Raw genomic sequence first — 15,453 nt, 5'->3', positions numbered from 1 at the left:
ACAATGGACTATCAGCTGCAGGAAGGATCTATCACGTTGCCGGAAGGCTTCCAGGATCGAACAGTCAACATGTTTATCCTGGGAGACAGTATCCCAGCCCCGCTGAACATTACGCTCTCGCGTGACAACCTGATGCCCGGGGAGGACCTCAAGGCCTATATCGAGCGTCAGGTGAAGCTGATCGCATCCAAATTGCGCGGCTACACCATCCTCGGCAAGAAGCCCGCCAGCCTGTCTTCCAGCCAGCCCCAGGCAGGTATTCAGGTCGATGGCTACTACCTCAAGGATGGCAGGCCGGTCTATCAACGGCAGGCGGCTTTCGAGGTCGCGCCTGGGCGCATTCTGGTGTTCTCCACGACCAGTCAGGCCGACTTCGATGGCAAGCAGAACGACAGTTGGCTTGGGCTGTTGAACAGCTTCGAACCACGCCAACCAAGCTCCCCAGAAAACACCACGCAGGGTTGAACCTATGTTCGAGGCTGCGCGGCTGCACGACGAGATTGAACACACCAGTGCCCTGGCAGGTTTTCTTGCTGGGGCAGTGATTGGCCTGGCGATCGCTACGGCTGCTGCCTTCACCATCTGCACCGCCGGCCTCGGCGGCTTCTTGCTGGGGGCGGTGATCGGTATCGGTGCCGGCATGCTGCCAATGTTGGGCGAGAAGATAGGCTCGATGTTCAGTTCGCCCGCTGGACAGATAGAGCTGCCCGGTTGTTCGACAGATGTATTCATCAACAATCGCAATGCGGCCCACGCCACATTGAGTACCGCCAAATGTGACAAGCATCCGGCGCCGGTACTGGTTGCAGAAGGCTCCAGCAACGTATTCATCAATGGCGTTGCAGCGGCCCGTAAAGGTGACAAGCTGACGTGCGGCGCGAAGATATCGGGCGGTTCGAACAACGTCTACATCGGTGGCGGTACTCAGCGGTACCTGCCCGTGGATGATGAAGTACCGGAATGGCTACGCGTCACCGTCGATGTGTTGATGATCGTTGCCTCGATGGGGCGATCGGTACTGGCGGTCGGCCGCCTGGGGCTTCAGGCCGGCCTCAAGGCCGCTGGCCCGTGTGCACTTCAGACCGGCGCTACCATTGCAGCCAGCTATCTCGCAGGGCGCTTCATCATCGGCCCAGCTGTTGGTCGGGCGATCGAGGGCTTTACCGGTAATCCGGTGGACATGACCACCGGCCGCAAACTGCTGGCCAATGAAACAGACTTCGTATTGCCTGGCCTGATGCCTATCGAGTGGTCGCGGTTTTATGCCAGCGACCTTACCGTCGACAGTGCACTGGGCCAGGGCTGGATCTTGCCTTGGGAGCAAAGCCTGCGTCGTAGCGGCGGGTTCGTCTATCTAACCGACAACCAGGGGCGCAGCGTCCCATTCGTCGATCTGGAGCCAGGCGAAAGCATCTACAATCCCAACGAGCGCATCCACCTCGTGCGTACCGAGGGCGGCCACTATCTTCTGCAGACGCTCGACAACCTGTTCTTCTACTTTGGTGAAGTACCGGACGGCAATACCCGTGTGCCTTTGCAGCGCCTGGAAAATGCGCTGGGCCATTACCTGCACTTTACCTACAGCGCCGAAGGGCGGCTCACGGATATCACCGCGCCAGGGGCCGTGCGTGTCCACCTGCACTATGACAACCCGCTTGGGCGTTTGACGGACGTCAAGCGCGTGGTCGATGACACCGCTGTCGAAACGCTGGTGCGCTACCGCTATGACGATAACGGCCAGCTCGCTGAAGTGATCAACCGCAATGGCGACTCTGTTCGCCATTTCAGCTATGCCGAACACCTCATGATCCGGCACAGCAATGCCTTGGGCCTGATCTGCGAGTACCGCTGGGAAACCCAGGGCGGCAAACCACGGGTGGCCGAGCACTGGACCAGCGACGGCGAGCATTATCACTTCCGTTACGACCCGGCCAAACGCACCAGTTGGGCAACCGACGTGCTGGGCCGCGAACTGGAAATCCAGTACAACGAAGACAAACGCGTCATCGCCAGTCGCGACTTCGGCGGTGAGCGCTACGGCATGGATTTCGACGCAACCGGAAACCTGATCGGCATCGATCTGCCCGATGGCAACCACCTGGCGCTCAAGTACGACGACTTCTCCCGGCTGATCGAGGAAACCGACCCACTGGGCCGCAAGATCACCTACAAGTATCACCTTGCTACACCACTGGTCACCGAAACCCGCTTCCCCGACGGTAGCGTCTGGCAGTCTCGTTACGACGACAAAGGCAACCTGATCACCGAGATCGACCCGCTGGGCCACAAAACCCAGTACTTCAACAGCGATGACGGCCTGCCGCACACAATCGTCGATGCCAATTTCAAATCCAAGTACCTGTGGTGGAACGCCTATGCCCAGGTCGAACGTTTCCAGGACTGCTCGGGCAAAAGCACCTACTACCGTTATGACGAGCGTCAGCACCTCGTCGCAGTGACCGATGCACTGAACCAGACCACCTCGCTGGAGCGCAAACCGGACGGCGAAGTACTGCGTATCAACCACCCGGACGGCACTGCGGAGACTTTTACCTACAACACCCTGGGCCAGGTGCTGACCCACACCGATGGCAAAGGCCAGACCACCCGCCTGCAACGCACGTCACGTGGCCTGCCGAGCAGCCGTCAGGATGCCAAGGGCGAGTGGGTACGCTATGAGTACGACAAGGCCCTGCGCCTGACCGCGCTGGTCAACGAAAACAGCGCAGCCTACCGCTTCGCCTACGACGCATCGGACCGCCTGAGCGAAGAAGTGCGGGTCGACAATCTGACCCGGCGCTTTACTTACGACGCTGGCGGGCATCTGGTCCGGCTGGACGAAATCGGCTACGGCGAAAACGGTGAGCGCCCCGAGCGCAGCACGCTGTTCGAGCGCGACGCCATTGGCCGGTTACTGGCCAAGGTCAACCGCGATGCGCGGCAAGACTTCGCCTACGACGACGCTGACCGCTTGCTGAGCATTCAGCGCCAGCCGACGCCTACTGGCAAACAGCTGGGCATCACCGAGGAAAAGCTCGGCTACAGCTATGACCTTTTAGGCCGACTGACACAAGAGCTGAGCCCGAGCGGCGCGCTGGATTATGAGTACGATGCCCTCAGCAACCTGACCACATTGACCCTGCCGGATGGCCGCAAACTGAACCACCTGTACTACGGCAGCGGACACCTGCACCAGTTGAATCTGGACGGGCAGGTGATCAGCGACATGGAGCGTGATGACCTGCACCGGGAGGTTTACCGCACCCAGGGCAAGCTCACCAGCTGCTTCGGTTACGACGCGATGGGGCGCAAGGCCTGGCAGTTTGCCTCGACCTTGCCTGCCGACAAGCTTTCACAGGTGCACAACACCGGCATTAACACCTCGCTGTTGGTGGAGCACGCGTACAACCCGATTCACCGCCGCTACCAGTACGACCCGGCCGGAGAACTGGTGCGCACCCTCGACAAGCTGCGAGGCGAGATCAAGTACGAGTACGAAGCCAACGGCCAGTTGCGCAGCCGGGATACCGGCTCGCTGGTGGGTAGTGAAGAGTTCCGCTACGACCCGGCGGCGAACCGGCTGGACTTCAATGCCCGTCAGTTTGACAAGGTCAGGGACAACCGGATCAAGCAGTGGCGGGACCAGGAGTATCGCTACGATCCTTGGGGTAACCTGATCGAGAAGCGCTCTGGGCACAGCAAGCTGCAGACCTTTGCCTATGACTGCGAAAACCGGCTGGTTCGGGCGGAAACAGTGGTCAATGGCAAGCTGGAGAGTACCGGGCAGTACCGGTATGACAGCCTCGGGCGGCGGGTAGCCAAGCAGGCGGAAATCAACGGCGTAGTCGAGCAGAAGCGCTTCCTGTGGCAAGGCTTGAGGATGCTGCGGGAAGAGGCGCCTGGGCAGAACATCCTGTACCTGTATGAGCCGGGTAGCTATGCACCGTTGGCGCGGGTAGACCAGGCTGAGGGTCAAGAACAGAAACTCTACTACTTCCATACCGACCAGATTGGTACGCCGCTGGAACTGACGGACAGTGATGGCACGATTGTTTGGCAGGCTTCGTATCGTTCGTGGGGGGCAATAGAGAACCTAACGATTCAAGAGATCACGCAGAATCTAAGGTTTCCGGGCCAATACCGAGATGTTGAAACGGGGTTGCATTATAATACCTTCCGTTACTATGACCCTGAGGTGGCCCGGTTTACCACTCAGGATCCTATCGGGCTACTGGGCGGTTTCAACCTTTACAGTTATGCTCCTAATTCCACGGGATGGCTTGATCCTTTAGGATGGTGTGTCAACACTAATGTGACAAGGGGAGCGGCAGGCCAGCCCTTGAGGGCAACTGCTACTATCACGAAAAATGACCTAAAAACAGGTACGGCTACCAATCAGTCCTCAAGGGCTTGGGCCCGAATGATGGGCAATTCCGATGATGATGCTGGACACATTATTGGTAAGCTCTTAGGAGGTTCCGGAGGGAAGGAAGGAGTGTTCCCTCAGCTGTCTAAAGTCAATCGTGGCTTGTTTAGGGATTTTGAAAAACAAATCGCAAAAGACGTCTTCGATAATGGGCCTGTTGATGTCGAGCTCGTATTTAAATACGGTGCCGGTGGCACAAGGCCAACAAAAGTAATTTATAATGTGTTCAGGAATGGGGATCTCGTAGATGGAAAAATATTCAGCAACTGATCTGGATGAAGAGTTTGGCAAGGTTCTGAAGGGGTTTATGCATGAAATGTATAACTGGGAACTGGCATACTATCAAAAAAGCATCGACGCCTTTGATGGTGACTTGTCGGAAACGGAGCTTGAGGAAACCATGCGTAAGGACCTTTTGAAGATTTTTCGCCAGTATGTGCTTGAAGGCGGGAGAAATTACGACAGAGTAGAAAATTTGGTTTGTGGTCGATATCCTGAATACGATGAGGTAAATGATCGGATCGAGGTAATCGATAGAAGTGAAAAAAAGGTTAGTGTTATTATAAGAAAGACGAAAGGTCTGGCTGCTGCGTTTCGATTGAACTTTGTTGTAAGTGATGGTGAATTTATGATTTCAGGTCGGGACTTGCAGCATGGGCAAAAATGGCAAAAAACTTATGTCTGAGAATTGATTCAAAGCTCGGTTTGGTTTCAGGAAAGTTTGGTGTTGCTGGGGTTCTTTAATAAGAAATGTTTAGAGGCGATTGCCAACTTTGACTCAGTCGTCTCGCCCCTCGATTTTGATGATTAATACTTGGGGGCCTTCGCATTGATTTTTTCGTCGTTTTAACCTTTCCCACAGCAAAACCTGAGATTCAGTTACGACAAATTCTCCCGCCTGATCGATGAAATCCACCCGCTGGCCACAAGACTCAGTACCCCAACAGCGACGATGGCCTGCCGCACACCATCATCGATGCGACCTACAAGTCCAAGTACCTGTGGTGGAACACCCTGGCCCAGGTCGAGCGCTACCAGGACTGCTCAGGCAAGAGCACCTATTACCGCTATGACGAGCGCCATCACCTGGTGGCCGTGACCGATGCGCTGAACCAGACCACCTCGGTGAAGCGCAAGCCGGACGGCGAGGTACTGCGCATCACTCACCCGGACGGCACCGCCGAAACCTTTACCTATAACGTCTACGGCCAGGTGCTCAGCCACACCGACGGCAAGGGCCAGACCATCCGCCTGATGCGCACCGCGCGCGGCCTGCCGAGCAGCCGTCAAGATGCCAAGGGCCAGCGGGTTCGCTACGAGTATGACAAGGCCGTGCGCCTGACCGCGCTGGTCAACGAGAACAACGCGACCTACAGCTTTGCCTACGACGCCTCGGACCGGCTGAGCGAGGAAGTGCGGGTGGATAACCTGACCCGGCGCTTCAGCTACAACGTCGGTGGTCATTTGGTCCGGCTGGATGAAATCGGCTACGGCGAAAACGCCGAGCGCCCGGAGCGGCATACGCTGTTCGAGCGCGACACCATTGGTCGCCTGATCGCCAAGCTCAATCGCGATGCTGAGCAGCGGTTCACCTATGACGACGGTGACCGGTTACTGAGCATCGAGCGGCACCCGAGCGGAATCGGCAAGCAGCTTGGCGTGACCAAGGAAAAGCTGGAGTACGCCTACGACTTGCTGGGGCGGTTGACCCAAGAGATCACGCCCGATGGGACACTGGGCTACGAGTACGACCCGCTGAGCAACCTGACCACGCTGACGCTGCCGGATGGCCGCAAGGTCAATCACCTGTACTACGGCAGCGGGCACCTGCACCAGTTGAACCTGGACGGCCAGGTGATCAGCGATATGGAGCGCGACGACCTGCACCGTGAGGTCTACCGGACCCAGGGCAAGCTCACCAGCTGCTTCGGTTACGACGCGATGGGGCGCAAGGCCTGGCAGTTTGCCTCGACCTTGCCTGCCGACAAGCTCTCGCAGGTACACAACACCGGCATCAACACCTCGTTGCTGGTGGAGCATGCCTACAATCCGATTCACCGCCGTTACCAGTACGACCCGGCCGGAGAACTCGTGCGCACCCTCGACAAGCTGCGAGGCGAGATCAAGTACGAGTACGAAGCCAACGGCCAGTTGCGCAGTCGGGATACCGGCTCGCTGGTAGGCAGCGAAGAATTCCGCTACGACCCGGCGGCGAACCGGCTGGACTTCAATGCCCGTCAGTTTGACAAGGTCAGGGACAACCGTATCAAGCAGTGGCGGGACCAGGAGTATCGCTACGATCCTTGGGGCAACCTGATCGAGAAGCGCTCGGGGCACAGCAAGCTGCAGACCTTTGCCTATGACTGCGAGAACCGGCTGGTTCGGGCTGAGACAGTGGTCAATGGCAAGCTGGAGAGTACCGGGCAGTACCGGTATGACAGTCTAGGGCGGCGGGTAGCCAAGCAGGCGGAAATCAACGGCGTAGTCGAGCAGAAGCGCTTCCTGTGGCAAGGCTTGAGGATGCTGCGGGAAGAGGCGCCTGGGCAGAACATCCTGTACCTGTATGAGCCGGGTAGCTATGCGCCGTTGGCGCGGGTAGACCAGGCGGAAGGGGAAGAACAGAAACTTTATTACTTCCATACGGACCAGATTGGTACGCCGCTGGAACTGACGGATAGCGACGGGCAGATCGTTTGGCAGGCGAGCTATCGTTCGTGGGGGGCAGTGGAACATCTGGCTGTCGATGAAGTGGAGCAGAATCTGCGCTTCCAGGGGCAGTACTTCGACTCTGAAACAGGGCTTCACTACAATACGTTCCGCTATTATGATCCCGCTCTCGCGAGATTTATCACACAAGATCCAATTGGTTTGTTTGGAGGATTCAACCTATATAGTTACGCACCTAGCTCGACTGGTTGGCTTGACCCATTAGGATGGTGTGTCACGACCAATGTCACAAGGGGAGTGGCGGGTCAGCCATTGAAAGCGACTGCTACAATCACAAAAGGTGATCTGAAGTCTGGCACGGCAACCAATCAGTCCTCGAGAGCATGGGCCAGAATGATGGGCAATTCCGATGATGATGCTGGACACATCATTGGTAAGCTCTTAGGTGGTTCCGGAGGGAAAGATGGCGTCTTCCCTCAATTAAAAGGCATAAATCGTGGCCAATTCAGAGCTTTCGAATCTCAGGTTGCAAACTTGGTTCAGAAAAAAGGCGCTGTGGATGTTGAACTAAACTTCATATATGGTAACGGTGGTACCCGCCCCACATCTATAACCTATGATGTTTTCCATCAGGGTGAAAAAATACTTGAGGGAATTTTTGGAAATTAATATGTCAAGAAAAAATATTTCAGAAGATGTGCCGAAAGCTCTTGTCGCGTTCATGGAAGAGATGAAAGTATGGGAGGTAGATTTTTTTGATAGGCGAAAACAAGCCCTCAGTGAAGGAGTTGATGATCCAAAGTTAAAGGAGGAATATGCGCAGAAATTAGAGTTGATCCTTAGTAAGTATGTTATGAGGGACAAGTTTAATTACGGTCGCCTTATAGATTTAGGCTGCACAAAGCCTGCAACCTACGATCCTGATGTCGATGAAGTTAAAGTCCTGGGCGGCGATGAAAAAGGTCTAACCGTGCAGGTTCAGCAAGTCAAAGGCGCTGAAACAACTTCGAAAATTCACTTGATACTTAAAGAGGGTGAGTGGAAAGTAAAAAAGAAAGAAATATTGAGTTTTGATGAAAAGTGGCGCCGTGCTCCATTGTGAATCTGCTAAGTTGCCATTGCTGAACAGCGACCTGCCCGGAGGACTTACTTAGGAGTTGAGCCAAGCGGTGCAGTGGACTATGAGTGAGATGTCCTCAGCATCTGACCACACTGACCCTGCCGGATGGCCGCAAGCTGAAGCACCTGTACTACGGCAGCGGGCACCTGCACCAGTTGAACCTGGACGGGCAGGTGATCAGCGATATGGAGCGTGATGACCTGCACCGTGAGGTCTACCGCACCCAGGGCAAGCTCACCAACTGCTTTGGCTACGATGCGATGGGACGCAAGGCCTGGCAGTTCGCCTCGACCTTGCCCGCGGACAAGCTCTCGCAGGTGCACAACACCGGCATCAACACCTCTTTGCTGGTGGACCATGCCTACAACCCGATTCACCGCCGTTACCAGTACGACCCGGCTGGAGAGTTGGTGCGCACCCTCGACAAGCTGCGGGGCGAGATCAAGTACGAGTACGAAGCCAACGGCCAGTTGCGCAGTCGCGATACCGGCTCGCTGGTGGGCAGCGAAGAGTTCCGCTACGACCCGGCAGCCAACCGCCTGGACTTCAATGCCCGTCAGTTTGACAAGGTCAGGGACAACCGGATCAGGCAGTGGCGGGACTAGGAGTACCGCTACGACCCTTGGGGCAACCTGATCGAGAAGCGCTCGGGGCACAGCAAGCTGCAGACCTTTACCTATGACTGCGAGAACCGGCTGGTTCGGGCGGAAACAGTGGTCAATGGCAAGCTGGAGAGTACCGCGCAGTACCGGTATGACAGCCTCGGGCGGCGGGTAGCCAAGCAGGCGGAAATCAACGGCGTAGTCGAGCAGAAGCGCTTCCTGTGGCAAGGCTTGAGGATGCTGCGGGAGGAGACGCCAGGGCGGAGCATCTTGTATGTGTATGAGCCGGGTAGCTATGCGCCGTTGGCGCGGGTAGATCAGGCTGAGGGTCAAGAGCAGAAACTCTACTACTTCCATACCGACCAGATTGGTACGCCGCTGGAACTGACGGGCAGTGATGGCACGATTGTTTGGCAGGCGTCGTATCGTTCGTGGGGTTCTGTAGAGCAGTTGGCCGTTAGGGAAGTCGATCAGAGTCTGCGCTTTCAAGGGCAATATTTCGACTCTGAAACAGGGCTTCACTACAATACGTTCCGTTTTTACGACGCTGAGGTAGGACGGTTTCTGTCGCAAGATCCGATAGGGCTTGCAGGTGGTACTAACGTCTATTCATACGCTGCAAATCCTGCTTAAGAAATCGACCCGTTGGGATGGTGCTCGACGAAGTTGGGTAATAGCATGGGGGCCAGGAAAGGAGATGGGATGGCGAACCATCACCTGATTCCGGAGGAGGTCCTGAGCAATCCACAGTTCGCTAGAATGTTTGACAGACTTAAGTCTATGGGCTTCAACGGGGGTGGGGCGTCAAACGGAATATTTCTACCTGGCAGCAAAACACTAACGCAGCGAATTAATTTGCCTGGGCATTGGTCAAATCACGGTAAGTATACAGCTGTAGATGAAGCGAAAGTGGCTAAGCTAAATTCATACTTCGAGGCAGGAGCTATTTCTGATACGCAACTAGCCTTGGGTATTGGGAAGATTCAAAATTTCGCTAGAGAGGGACTTGAAGCGAATAAATTTATTGTGGATGCAATCACGGGGCGATTGTTATGAGTCTTGAAGCAAATAAGTTTTATGCAATGCAGTATAACTGTGCGGATGCGGGGTGCCCAGATAATTTGACGGGTTTTTTTAATCACGATAGATTTGAGTGGTCCCCCTATGAATGTCATCCTGAGCAGTTGGAAATAAAAAATTCATATCATCTTGCTCTTTCGGATTCGAGTATTGATATCGATATTCTGGATTTCGATTTTTATCAGGTTAGCGTGACGTATGTTTCGCGAAAGTTTTTGGGGGTTTGTGATTTATTAGGTGCGCGCTACAGGGCTATTCCTCTCGATATATCACTTGGCGATAAGGTCAGAAAAGATGAGTATTTTATTTTCTTGCCGGGTGAAAGCTTGCCTGTTTTAGACAAGGCGTCATCTATCTATGAGGCTGCGAAGGACTTAGAAACCGGAAGTGTCATTGCGAGTCCATTATATCCCGGCGAGGTTACTATTGAAAAGATAGATTCGTTTGTGGTTTTGCCAGGTATAAAAAGTGATATATTTCGTTGTCAGGAAGCGCTGCAGATTTTTTGCAGTGATAGATTTAAATCGGCTGGGAAGGAATTGAAAGGAATTTCATTCGTTCCGGTGGATGAAAATTATAGGTATGATCCATGGTCAGACTTTGACGAGCTATAGCTAGCACTGTCGCAAAGCTCATCGAGCTATCTGATAGTTACTCCAATATTGGTTGCACGGGTAATTAAAGATAGCTTGTCTCCAGATGCTGATTTGGATTTTATTTACCGCTATAAACTTTGCGGAATAGTAAGTCATCCCGAAAAAAGCACTGTTCGTATTAAGGCTATCGAGAGGCAGGGGTTAACTGGGCCCCATCTAAGAAGGTGTTATTTTCTAGTATCCAGCGGCCTTTTAAATAAAGCCCCTTAAATGAATGCAGTAGGTCATGATGCTAAAGTATTCTGGGGTCAACTTAGGTGCCTAGAGGGTGATGAAGCCGTTCTGTCAGAATTGATGCCTATGCTGGATCGTTTAGTGATCGATTTGATCTGAATTCAATGGAGTTTCAAATGCTCGCAAGGACGACGAAACGCAAGAAAAAACCACCGCACCCCGGCGATGAGGTCCACGACCACCTCGTGGAAATGGATTTCTGGGTAAAGTGCGCCTACCTGTTCACTCCAGCGTTCCTGGCGCTTGTGGGTGGCCTGCGTGCCGCGATGATCGCCATCTTCATCTACCCCGTGATCAGCATCCTCTACTTCATCATCCGCCACCGTTACCTGAAAAGCGTACCGCCTGAGAAGCTGGTCCATGTGGTGCCGTGGAGTCATATCTATGACGGACGGAGCCTGTCGATGATCATCTTGTGCCTCTGGGTACTGGCGGGCGGTTACGCACTCTACAATCACCTCTTCTAAGGTGGTTCCACTACGCGGAACCACATTCGTTTGTACTCCCTCGCCACTCGCGTTTATCTGTCGCCTAGCACGACCTGCCTTCCCCGTCGTGATCTCAAAGCGAACAACAAGAACGGGCTCCACCCGCGCGAGGAGATTCCCCATGCAGCAACACCAGCACATCCTGGCCTGGCTCAACGAGGTGGCCAGCGACCTGCACGCCATCCGCCACGATATCCACGCCCACCCCGAACTCGGTTTCAAAGAAAGCCGCACCTCGGCCCTGGTCGCCACGCTGCTGCAGCAGTGGGGCTATGAGGTGCACACCGGCATCGGCAAGACCGGTGTGGTCGGTGTACTGCGCAACGGCAGCAGCCCGCGCAAGCTGGGCCTGCGCGCCGACATGGACGCGCTGCCGATCCACGAGGCAACCGGTGCCGCCTACAGCAGCCGCCACCAAGGCTGCATGCACGCCTGCGGCCACGACGGCCACACCACCATGTTGCTGGGGGCGGCGCGCTACCTGGCGGCTACACGGCAGTTCGATGGCACGTTGACGCTGATCTTTCAGCCGGCCGAGGAGGGCCAGGGCGGGGCCGAGGCGATGCTCGCCGATGGGCTGCTGGAGCGCTTCCCTTGTGACGCACTGTTCGGCATGCACAACATGCCGGGGCTGCCGGCAGGCCACCTGGGCTTTCGCGAGGGGCCGATGATGGCCTCGCAGGACCTGCTGACCGTCACCCTCGAGGGCGTTGGCGGGCATGGTTCGATGCCGCACCTGACGGTCGACCCGCTGGTGGCGGCGGCCAGTGTGGTGATGGCGTTGCAGACGGTTGTGGCGCGCAACATCGATGCCCAGGAGGCGGCGGTGGTCACGGTCGGCGCGCTGCAGGCGGGCGAGGCGGCCAACGTGATTCCGCAACAGGCGCTGCTGCGCCTGAGCCTGCGGGCGCTGGATGCTCGGGTGCGGGCGCAGACCCTGGAGCGGGTGCGGGCGATCATCGTCAGCCAGGCCGAGAGCTTTGGCTGCACGGCCAGCATCGAGCACCGGCCGGCGTACCCGGTGCTGGTCAACCATGCTGCAGAAAACGCCTTTGCCCAACAGGTCGGCGAAGCGCTGCTGGGCGCCGACAAGGTCGATGGCAACACCCGCAAGCTGATGGGCAGCGAGGACTTTGCCTGGATGCTGCAACGCTGCCCCGGCGCCTACCTGTTCATCGGCAATGGGGTGCAGCGGCCAATGGTGCACAACCCGGCCTATGACTTCAACGACGACATCCTGCTGACCGGCGCCGCCTACTGGGGTGCGCTGGCCGAGAGCTGGCTCAAGCCGGCCTGACCTGGCTGTATTGACGACTGCCGCTGGAACCCGGGCGCGGCTGCGCCTGGGCGATCACTTGAACCTGAATGGAGTGTTCCGCATGCAGATTTCCAATACAGGCGCGTCGCGTACCCGGCAAGTGGTGGCGGCGATCATCGGTAATGCGCTGGAGTGGTATGACTTTATCGTGTACGGCTTTCTGGCGAGTATCATCGCCCGCCAGTTCTTCCCCTCGGACGATGAATACAGCTCCCTGTTGATGGCCTTGGCCACCTTCGGCGTGGGCTTTTTCATGCGCCCTGTGGGTGGGGTGTTGCTGGGCGTGTATGCCGACCGCAAGGGGCGCAAGGCGGCGATGCAGCTGATCATCCGCCTGATGACGGTGTCGATTGCGATGATCGCCTTCGCACCGAACTACCTGGCCATTGGCATGGGGGCGCCGTTGCTGATCGTGGTAGCGCGGATGCTGCAGGGCTTTGCCACCGGTGGCGAATACGCCAGCGCCACGGCCTTTCTGGTAGAGAGCGCGCCGGCCGAGCGCAAGGGCCTGTATGGCTCGTGGCAGCTGGTGGGGCAGTGCCTGGCGGTGTTCTCCGGCGCGGCGATGGTGGCGCTGGTCACTCACCTGTGCACGCCCGAGGCGCTGGACAGCTGGGGCTGGCGGATCCCGTTCGTGCTCGGCTTGCTGATCGGCCCGGTGGGGCTGTGGATTCGCAAGCATATGGCAGAACCTGAGGAGTTCCTGGAAGCGCGCAAACAGGCCAGGGGCCGGGCGCCGAGCCTGTGGCAGGTGCTGCGCGAGCAGCGCCGCAGCCTGCTGGTGTCGATGGGCCTGGCCAGTGGCGCGACGGTGTCGTTCTACGTGGTGCTGGTGAACATGCCGACCTTCGCCCACAAGAATCTTGGCCTGCCGCTGGACCAGGTGCTGCTGGTGCAGATGCTGGCCGTCGGCCTGATGACCGTGGTGATTCCGCTGGCCGGCGCCCTGTCGGACCGGCTCGGCCGAAGGCCGGTGCTGATGGCCTTTACCCTGGCGTTCTTCGTCATGGTTTACCCGCTGTATGTGTGGGTGGCTGCGGCGCCGTCGATCGAGCGCCTGCTGGTGATGCAGCTGCTGCTGTGCAGCGCCATTGGCGGCTTCTTTGGCCCCGCGCCGACCGCGCTGGCCGAGCAGTTCCCGGTCGAAGTGCGCTCCACCGGGGTGTCGGTGGCCTACAACGTGGCGGTGATGGTGTTCGGCGGGTTCGCCCCGCTGATCGTCACCTGGCTGAGCAAGGTGCTCGGCACCCCGGTGGCGCCATCGTTCTACGTGCTGTTCGCCTGCCTGCTGACATTGCTCGGCACCTATTGCCTGAAAGAAGCACCGCGCGCCGGCAAGGCCGCCGCCTACAACCTGGGAGTGAAACCGTGAACGCGTTAGCTATCGACCCGATCGTCGCCCTCGACGCCGAGGCCCTGTCCCGGGCCATCCATGCCCGCCAGGTGGCGTGCCGCGAGGTGATGCAGGCTTATCTGGGCCATATCGAGCGCTGCAACCCGCAGGTCAATGCGCTGGTATCGCTGCGCGCTGGTGAAGACCTGCTGGCCGAGGCCGAGGCCTGCGATCGCGAACTGGCGCGTGGCCAGTCCCGTGGCTGGATGCATGGCATGCCGCAGGCGATCAAGGACCTGGCCGCCACGGCCGGGCTGCGCACCACCCTGGGCTCGCCGCTGTTCGCCGGGCAGGTGCCGGCACACGACGCCATCAGCGTGGCGCGGGTGCGGGCCAGTGGGGCGATCATCGTCGGCAAGAGCAACGTGCCGGAATTCGGCCTCGGCTCGCAGAGCTACAACACGCTGTTCGGCACCACCACCAATGCCTATGACCACAGCCGCGTGGCGGGTGGCAGCAGCGGCGGTGCGGCGGCGGCATTGGCCATGCGCCTGCTGCCGGTGGCCGATGGCAGCGACATGATGGGGTCGCTGCGCAACCCGGCGGCGTTCAATAACGTGTTCGGCCTGCGCCCGTCGCTGGGGCGGGTGCCTTATGGGCCGACGCCCGAGCTGTTCCTGCAGCAGCTGGCCACCGAAGGGCCGATGGGGCGCAGCGTCACCGATGTCGCCCGTTTGCTGACGGTGCAGGCCGGGCATGATGCGCGGGTGCCACTGTCGCTCAATGACGGTAGGCGGGATTTTGCGGCCGGGCTGCAGCGAGATTTCAAAGGCGCACGGGTCGGCTGGCTGGGTGACTACGACGGCTATCTGCCGATGGAAGACGGCGTGCTGGGCTTGTGCGAAGCGGCGCTGGCCGATTTCGCCGAGCTCGGCTGCGATGTCGAGGCCTGCCAGCCGGCGTTCGATCAGGCCCGGTTGTGGCAATGCTGGCTGACTCACCGCCACTTCCTGGTGCACGGCAACCTGGCAGCGGCCTATGCCGACCCAGGCAAGCGGGCGCTGCTCAAGCCCGAGGCGCAATGGGAAGTGGAGGGTGGCCTGCAACTCGGGGCCGCCACTGTCTATCAGGCGTCGCTGGACCGCAGCGCGTGGTACCAGGCTCTGCAAAAACTGTTCGAGCGTTACGATTTCCTGCTGTTGCCTTCGGCCCAGATGTTCCCTTTCGACGCAGCCGAGGCGTGGCCGAAGGAGGTCGGGGGGCGGACCATGGACACTTATCATCGCTGGATGGAAGTGGTGATCGGGCCAACCCTGGCCGGCCTGCCGAGCATGAGCGTGCCGGTCGGTTTCAATGCCGCGGGCCTGCCGACAGGCCTGCAGATCATAGGCCCGGCCCAGGCCGACCATGCCGTGCTGCAGCTGGCCTACGCTCATGAACAGCTGACCCGCTGGGTGGAACGGCGCCCGCCGCCCAGCCTCTTGGCCCGCTAAGGGGCTGGCCCGGCCCGTATCTTGCTGGGCATGATG

The 15,453-nt window shown here is 58.0% G+C and carries 11 protein-coding genes and 1 pseudogene; all 12 read left to right on the top strand.

The window, feature by feature from the left end:
• Positions 1 to 3 precede the first annotated feature (3 nt).
• The 12 genes and pseudogenes from L6D64_RS15065 (at position 4) to L6D64_RS15010 (ending at position 15,417) form a co-directional block, all read left to right on the top strand.
• A complete protein-coding gene (locus L6D64_RS15065; protein WP_054886857.1) occupies positions 4 to 465 on the top strand; it encodes a DcrB-related protein in 462 nt (153 codons plus the stop codon).
• 4 nt (positions 466 to 469) lie between these two features.
• Positions 470 to 4,696, top strand: a complete 4,227-nt coding sequence (locus L6D64_RS15060) for an RHS repeat-associated core domain-containing protein (RefSeq protein WP_176507252.1) — start codon at positions 470 to 472, stop codon at positions 4,694 to 4,696.
• Positions 4,674 to 5,111 carry an NTF2 fold immunity protein gene (locus tag L6D64_RS15055; RefSeq protein WP_176507251.1) on the top strand — a complete coding sequence of 146 codons (438 nt, stop codon included), beginning with the start codon at positions 4,674 to 4,676 and terminating at the stop codon, positions 5,109 to 5,111. Before L6D64_RS15060 ends, L6D64_RS15055 begins: the two co-directional genes overlap by 23 nt.
• A gap of 404 nt (positions 5,112 to 5,515) precedes the next feature.
• Entirely contained in the window at positions 5,516 to 7,762 is a 2,247-nt protein-coding gene (locus tag L6D64_RS15050) for an RHS repeat-associated core domain-containing protein (protein WP_236192490.1), read from the top strand.
• Position 7,763: 1 nt separating this feature from the next.
• Positions 7,764 to 8,195 carry an NTF2 fold immunity protein gene (locus L6D64_RS15045; RefSeq protein ID WP_176507250.1) on the top strand — a complete coding sequence of 144 codons (432 nt, stop codon included), beginning with the start codon at positions 7,764 to 7,766 and terminating at the stop codon, positions 8,193 to 8,195.
• A 98-nt stretch (positions 8,196 to 8,293) separates the two neighbouring features.
• Positions 8,294 to 9,445: pseudogene (locus L6D64_RS15040) on the top strand (RHS repeat-associated core domain-containing protein); the annotation flags it as partial.
• Positions 9,446 to 9,517: 72 nt separating this feature from the next.
• On the top strand, positions 9,518 to 9,871 hold the full coding sequence (locus L6D64_RS15035) for an AHH domain-containing protein (RefSeq protein WP_236192488.1): 354 nt from the start codon (positions 9,518 to 9,520) through the stop codon (positions 9,869 to 9,871).
• Positions 9,868 to 10,509 (top strand): hypothetical protein, encoded by a 642-nt coding sequence (locus L6D64_RS15030; protein WP_236192487.1) that lies wholly within the window; start codon positions 9,868 to 9,870, stop codon positions 10,507 to 10,509. The genes L6D64_RS15035 and L6D64_RS15030 overlap by 4 nt, the downstream gene beginning before the upstream one ends.
• 392 nt (positions 10,510 to 10,901) lie before the next feature.
• Complete coding sequence (locus L6D64_RS15025; RefSeq protein ID WP_176507248.1) at positions 10,902 to 11,252, top strand: hypothetical protein; 351 nt, start codon at positions 10,902 to 10,904, stop codon at positions 11,250 to 11,252.
• Positions 11,253 to 11,394: 142 nt separating this feature from the next.
• Positions 11,395 to 12,570, top strand: coding sequence for a M20 aminoacylase family protein (locus L6D64_RS15020; protein ID WP_176507247.1), 1,176 nt, complete (start codon positions 11,395 to 11,397; stop codon positions 12,568 to 12,570).
• An 82-nt stretch (positions 12,571 to 12,652) separates the two neighbouring features.
• Entirely contained in the window at positions 12,653 to 13,963 is a 1,311-nt protein-coding gene (locus L6D64_RS15015; RefSeq protein ID WP_176507246.1) for a citrate-proton symporter, read from the top strand.
• Positions 13,960 to 15,417: an amidase gene (locus L6D64_RS15010; protein ID WP_176507245.1), complete on the top strand. Its 1,458-nt coding sequence runs from the start codon at positions 13,960 to 13,962 to the stop codon at positions 15,415 to 15,417. Before L6D64_RS15015 ends, L6D64_RS15010 begins: the two co-directional genes overlap by 4 nt.
• The last annotated feature ends 36 nt before the right edge of the window (positions 15,418 to 15,453 follow it).

Source organism: Pseudomonas urethralis (assembly GCF_021602465.1).
GTDB lineage: Bacteria > Pseudomonadota > Gammaproteobacteria > Pseudomonadales > Pseudomonadaceae > Aquipseudomonas > Aquipseudomonas vlassakiae.
The sequence above is the reverse complement of the archived record's forward strand: the minus strand, read 5'-3'. Positions and strand labels throughout refer to the sequence as shown.

Coding starts and splice junctions, on each gene's coding strand:
- L6D64_RS15065 (WP_054886857.1), top strand. CDS start 4: ATGGACTATCAGCTGCAGGAAGGATCTATCACGTTGCCGGAAGGCTTC.
- L6D64_RS15060 (WP_176507252.1), top strand. CDS start 470: ATGTTCGAGGCTGCGCGGCTGCACGACGAGATTGAACACACCAGTGCC.
- L6D64_RS15055 (WP_176507251.1), top strand. CDS start 4,674: ATGGAAAAATATTCAGCAACTGATCTGGATGAAGAGTTTGGCAAGGTT.
- L6D64_RS15045 (WP_176507250.1), top strand. CDS start 7,764: ATGTCAAGAAAAAATATTTCAGAAGATGTGCCGAAAGCTCTTGTCGCG.
- L6D64_RS15035 (WP_236192488.1), top strand. CDS start 9,518: ATGGCGAACCATCACCTGATTCCGGAGGAGGTCCTGAGCAATCCACAG.
- L6D64_RS15030 (WP_236192487.1), top strand. CDS start 9,868: ATGAGTCTTGAAGCAAATAAGTTTTATGCAATGCAGTATAACTGTGCG.
- L6D64_RS15025 (WP_176507248.1), top strand. CDS start 10,902: ATGCTCGCAAGGACGACGAAACGCAAGAAAAAACCACCGCACCCCGGC.
- L6D64_RS15020 (WP_176507247.1), top strand. CDS start 11,395: ATGCAGCAACACCAGCACATCCTGGCCTGGCTCAACGAGGTGGCCAGC.
- L6D64_RS15015 (WP_176507246.1), top strand. CDS start 12,653: ATGCAGATTTCCAATACAGGCGCGTCGCGTACCCGGCAAGTGGTGGCG.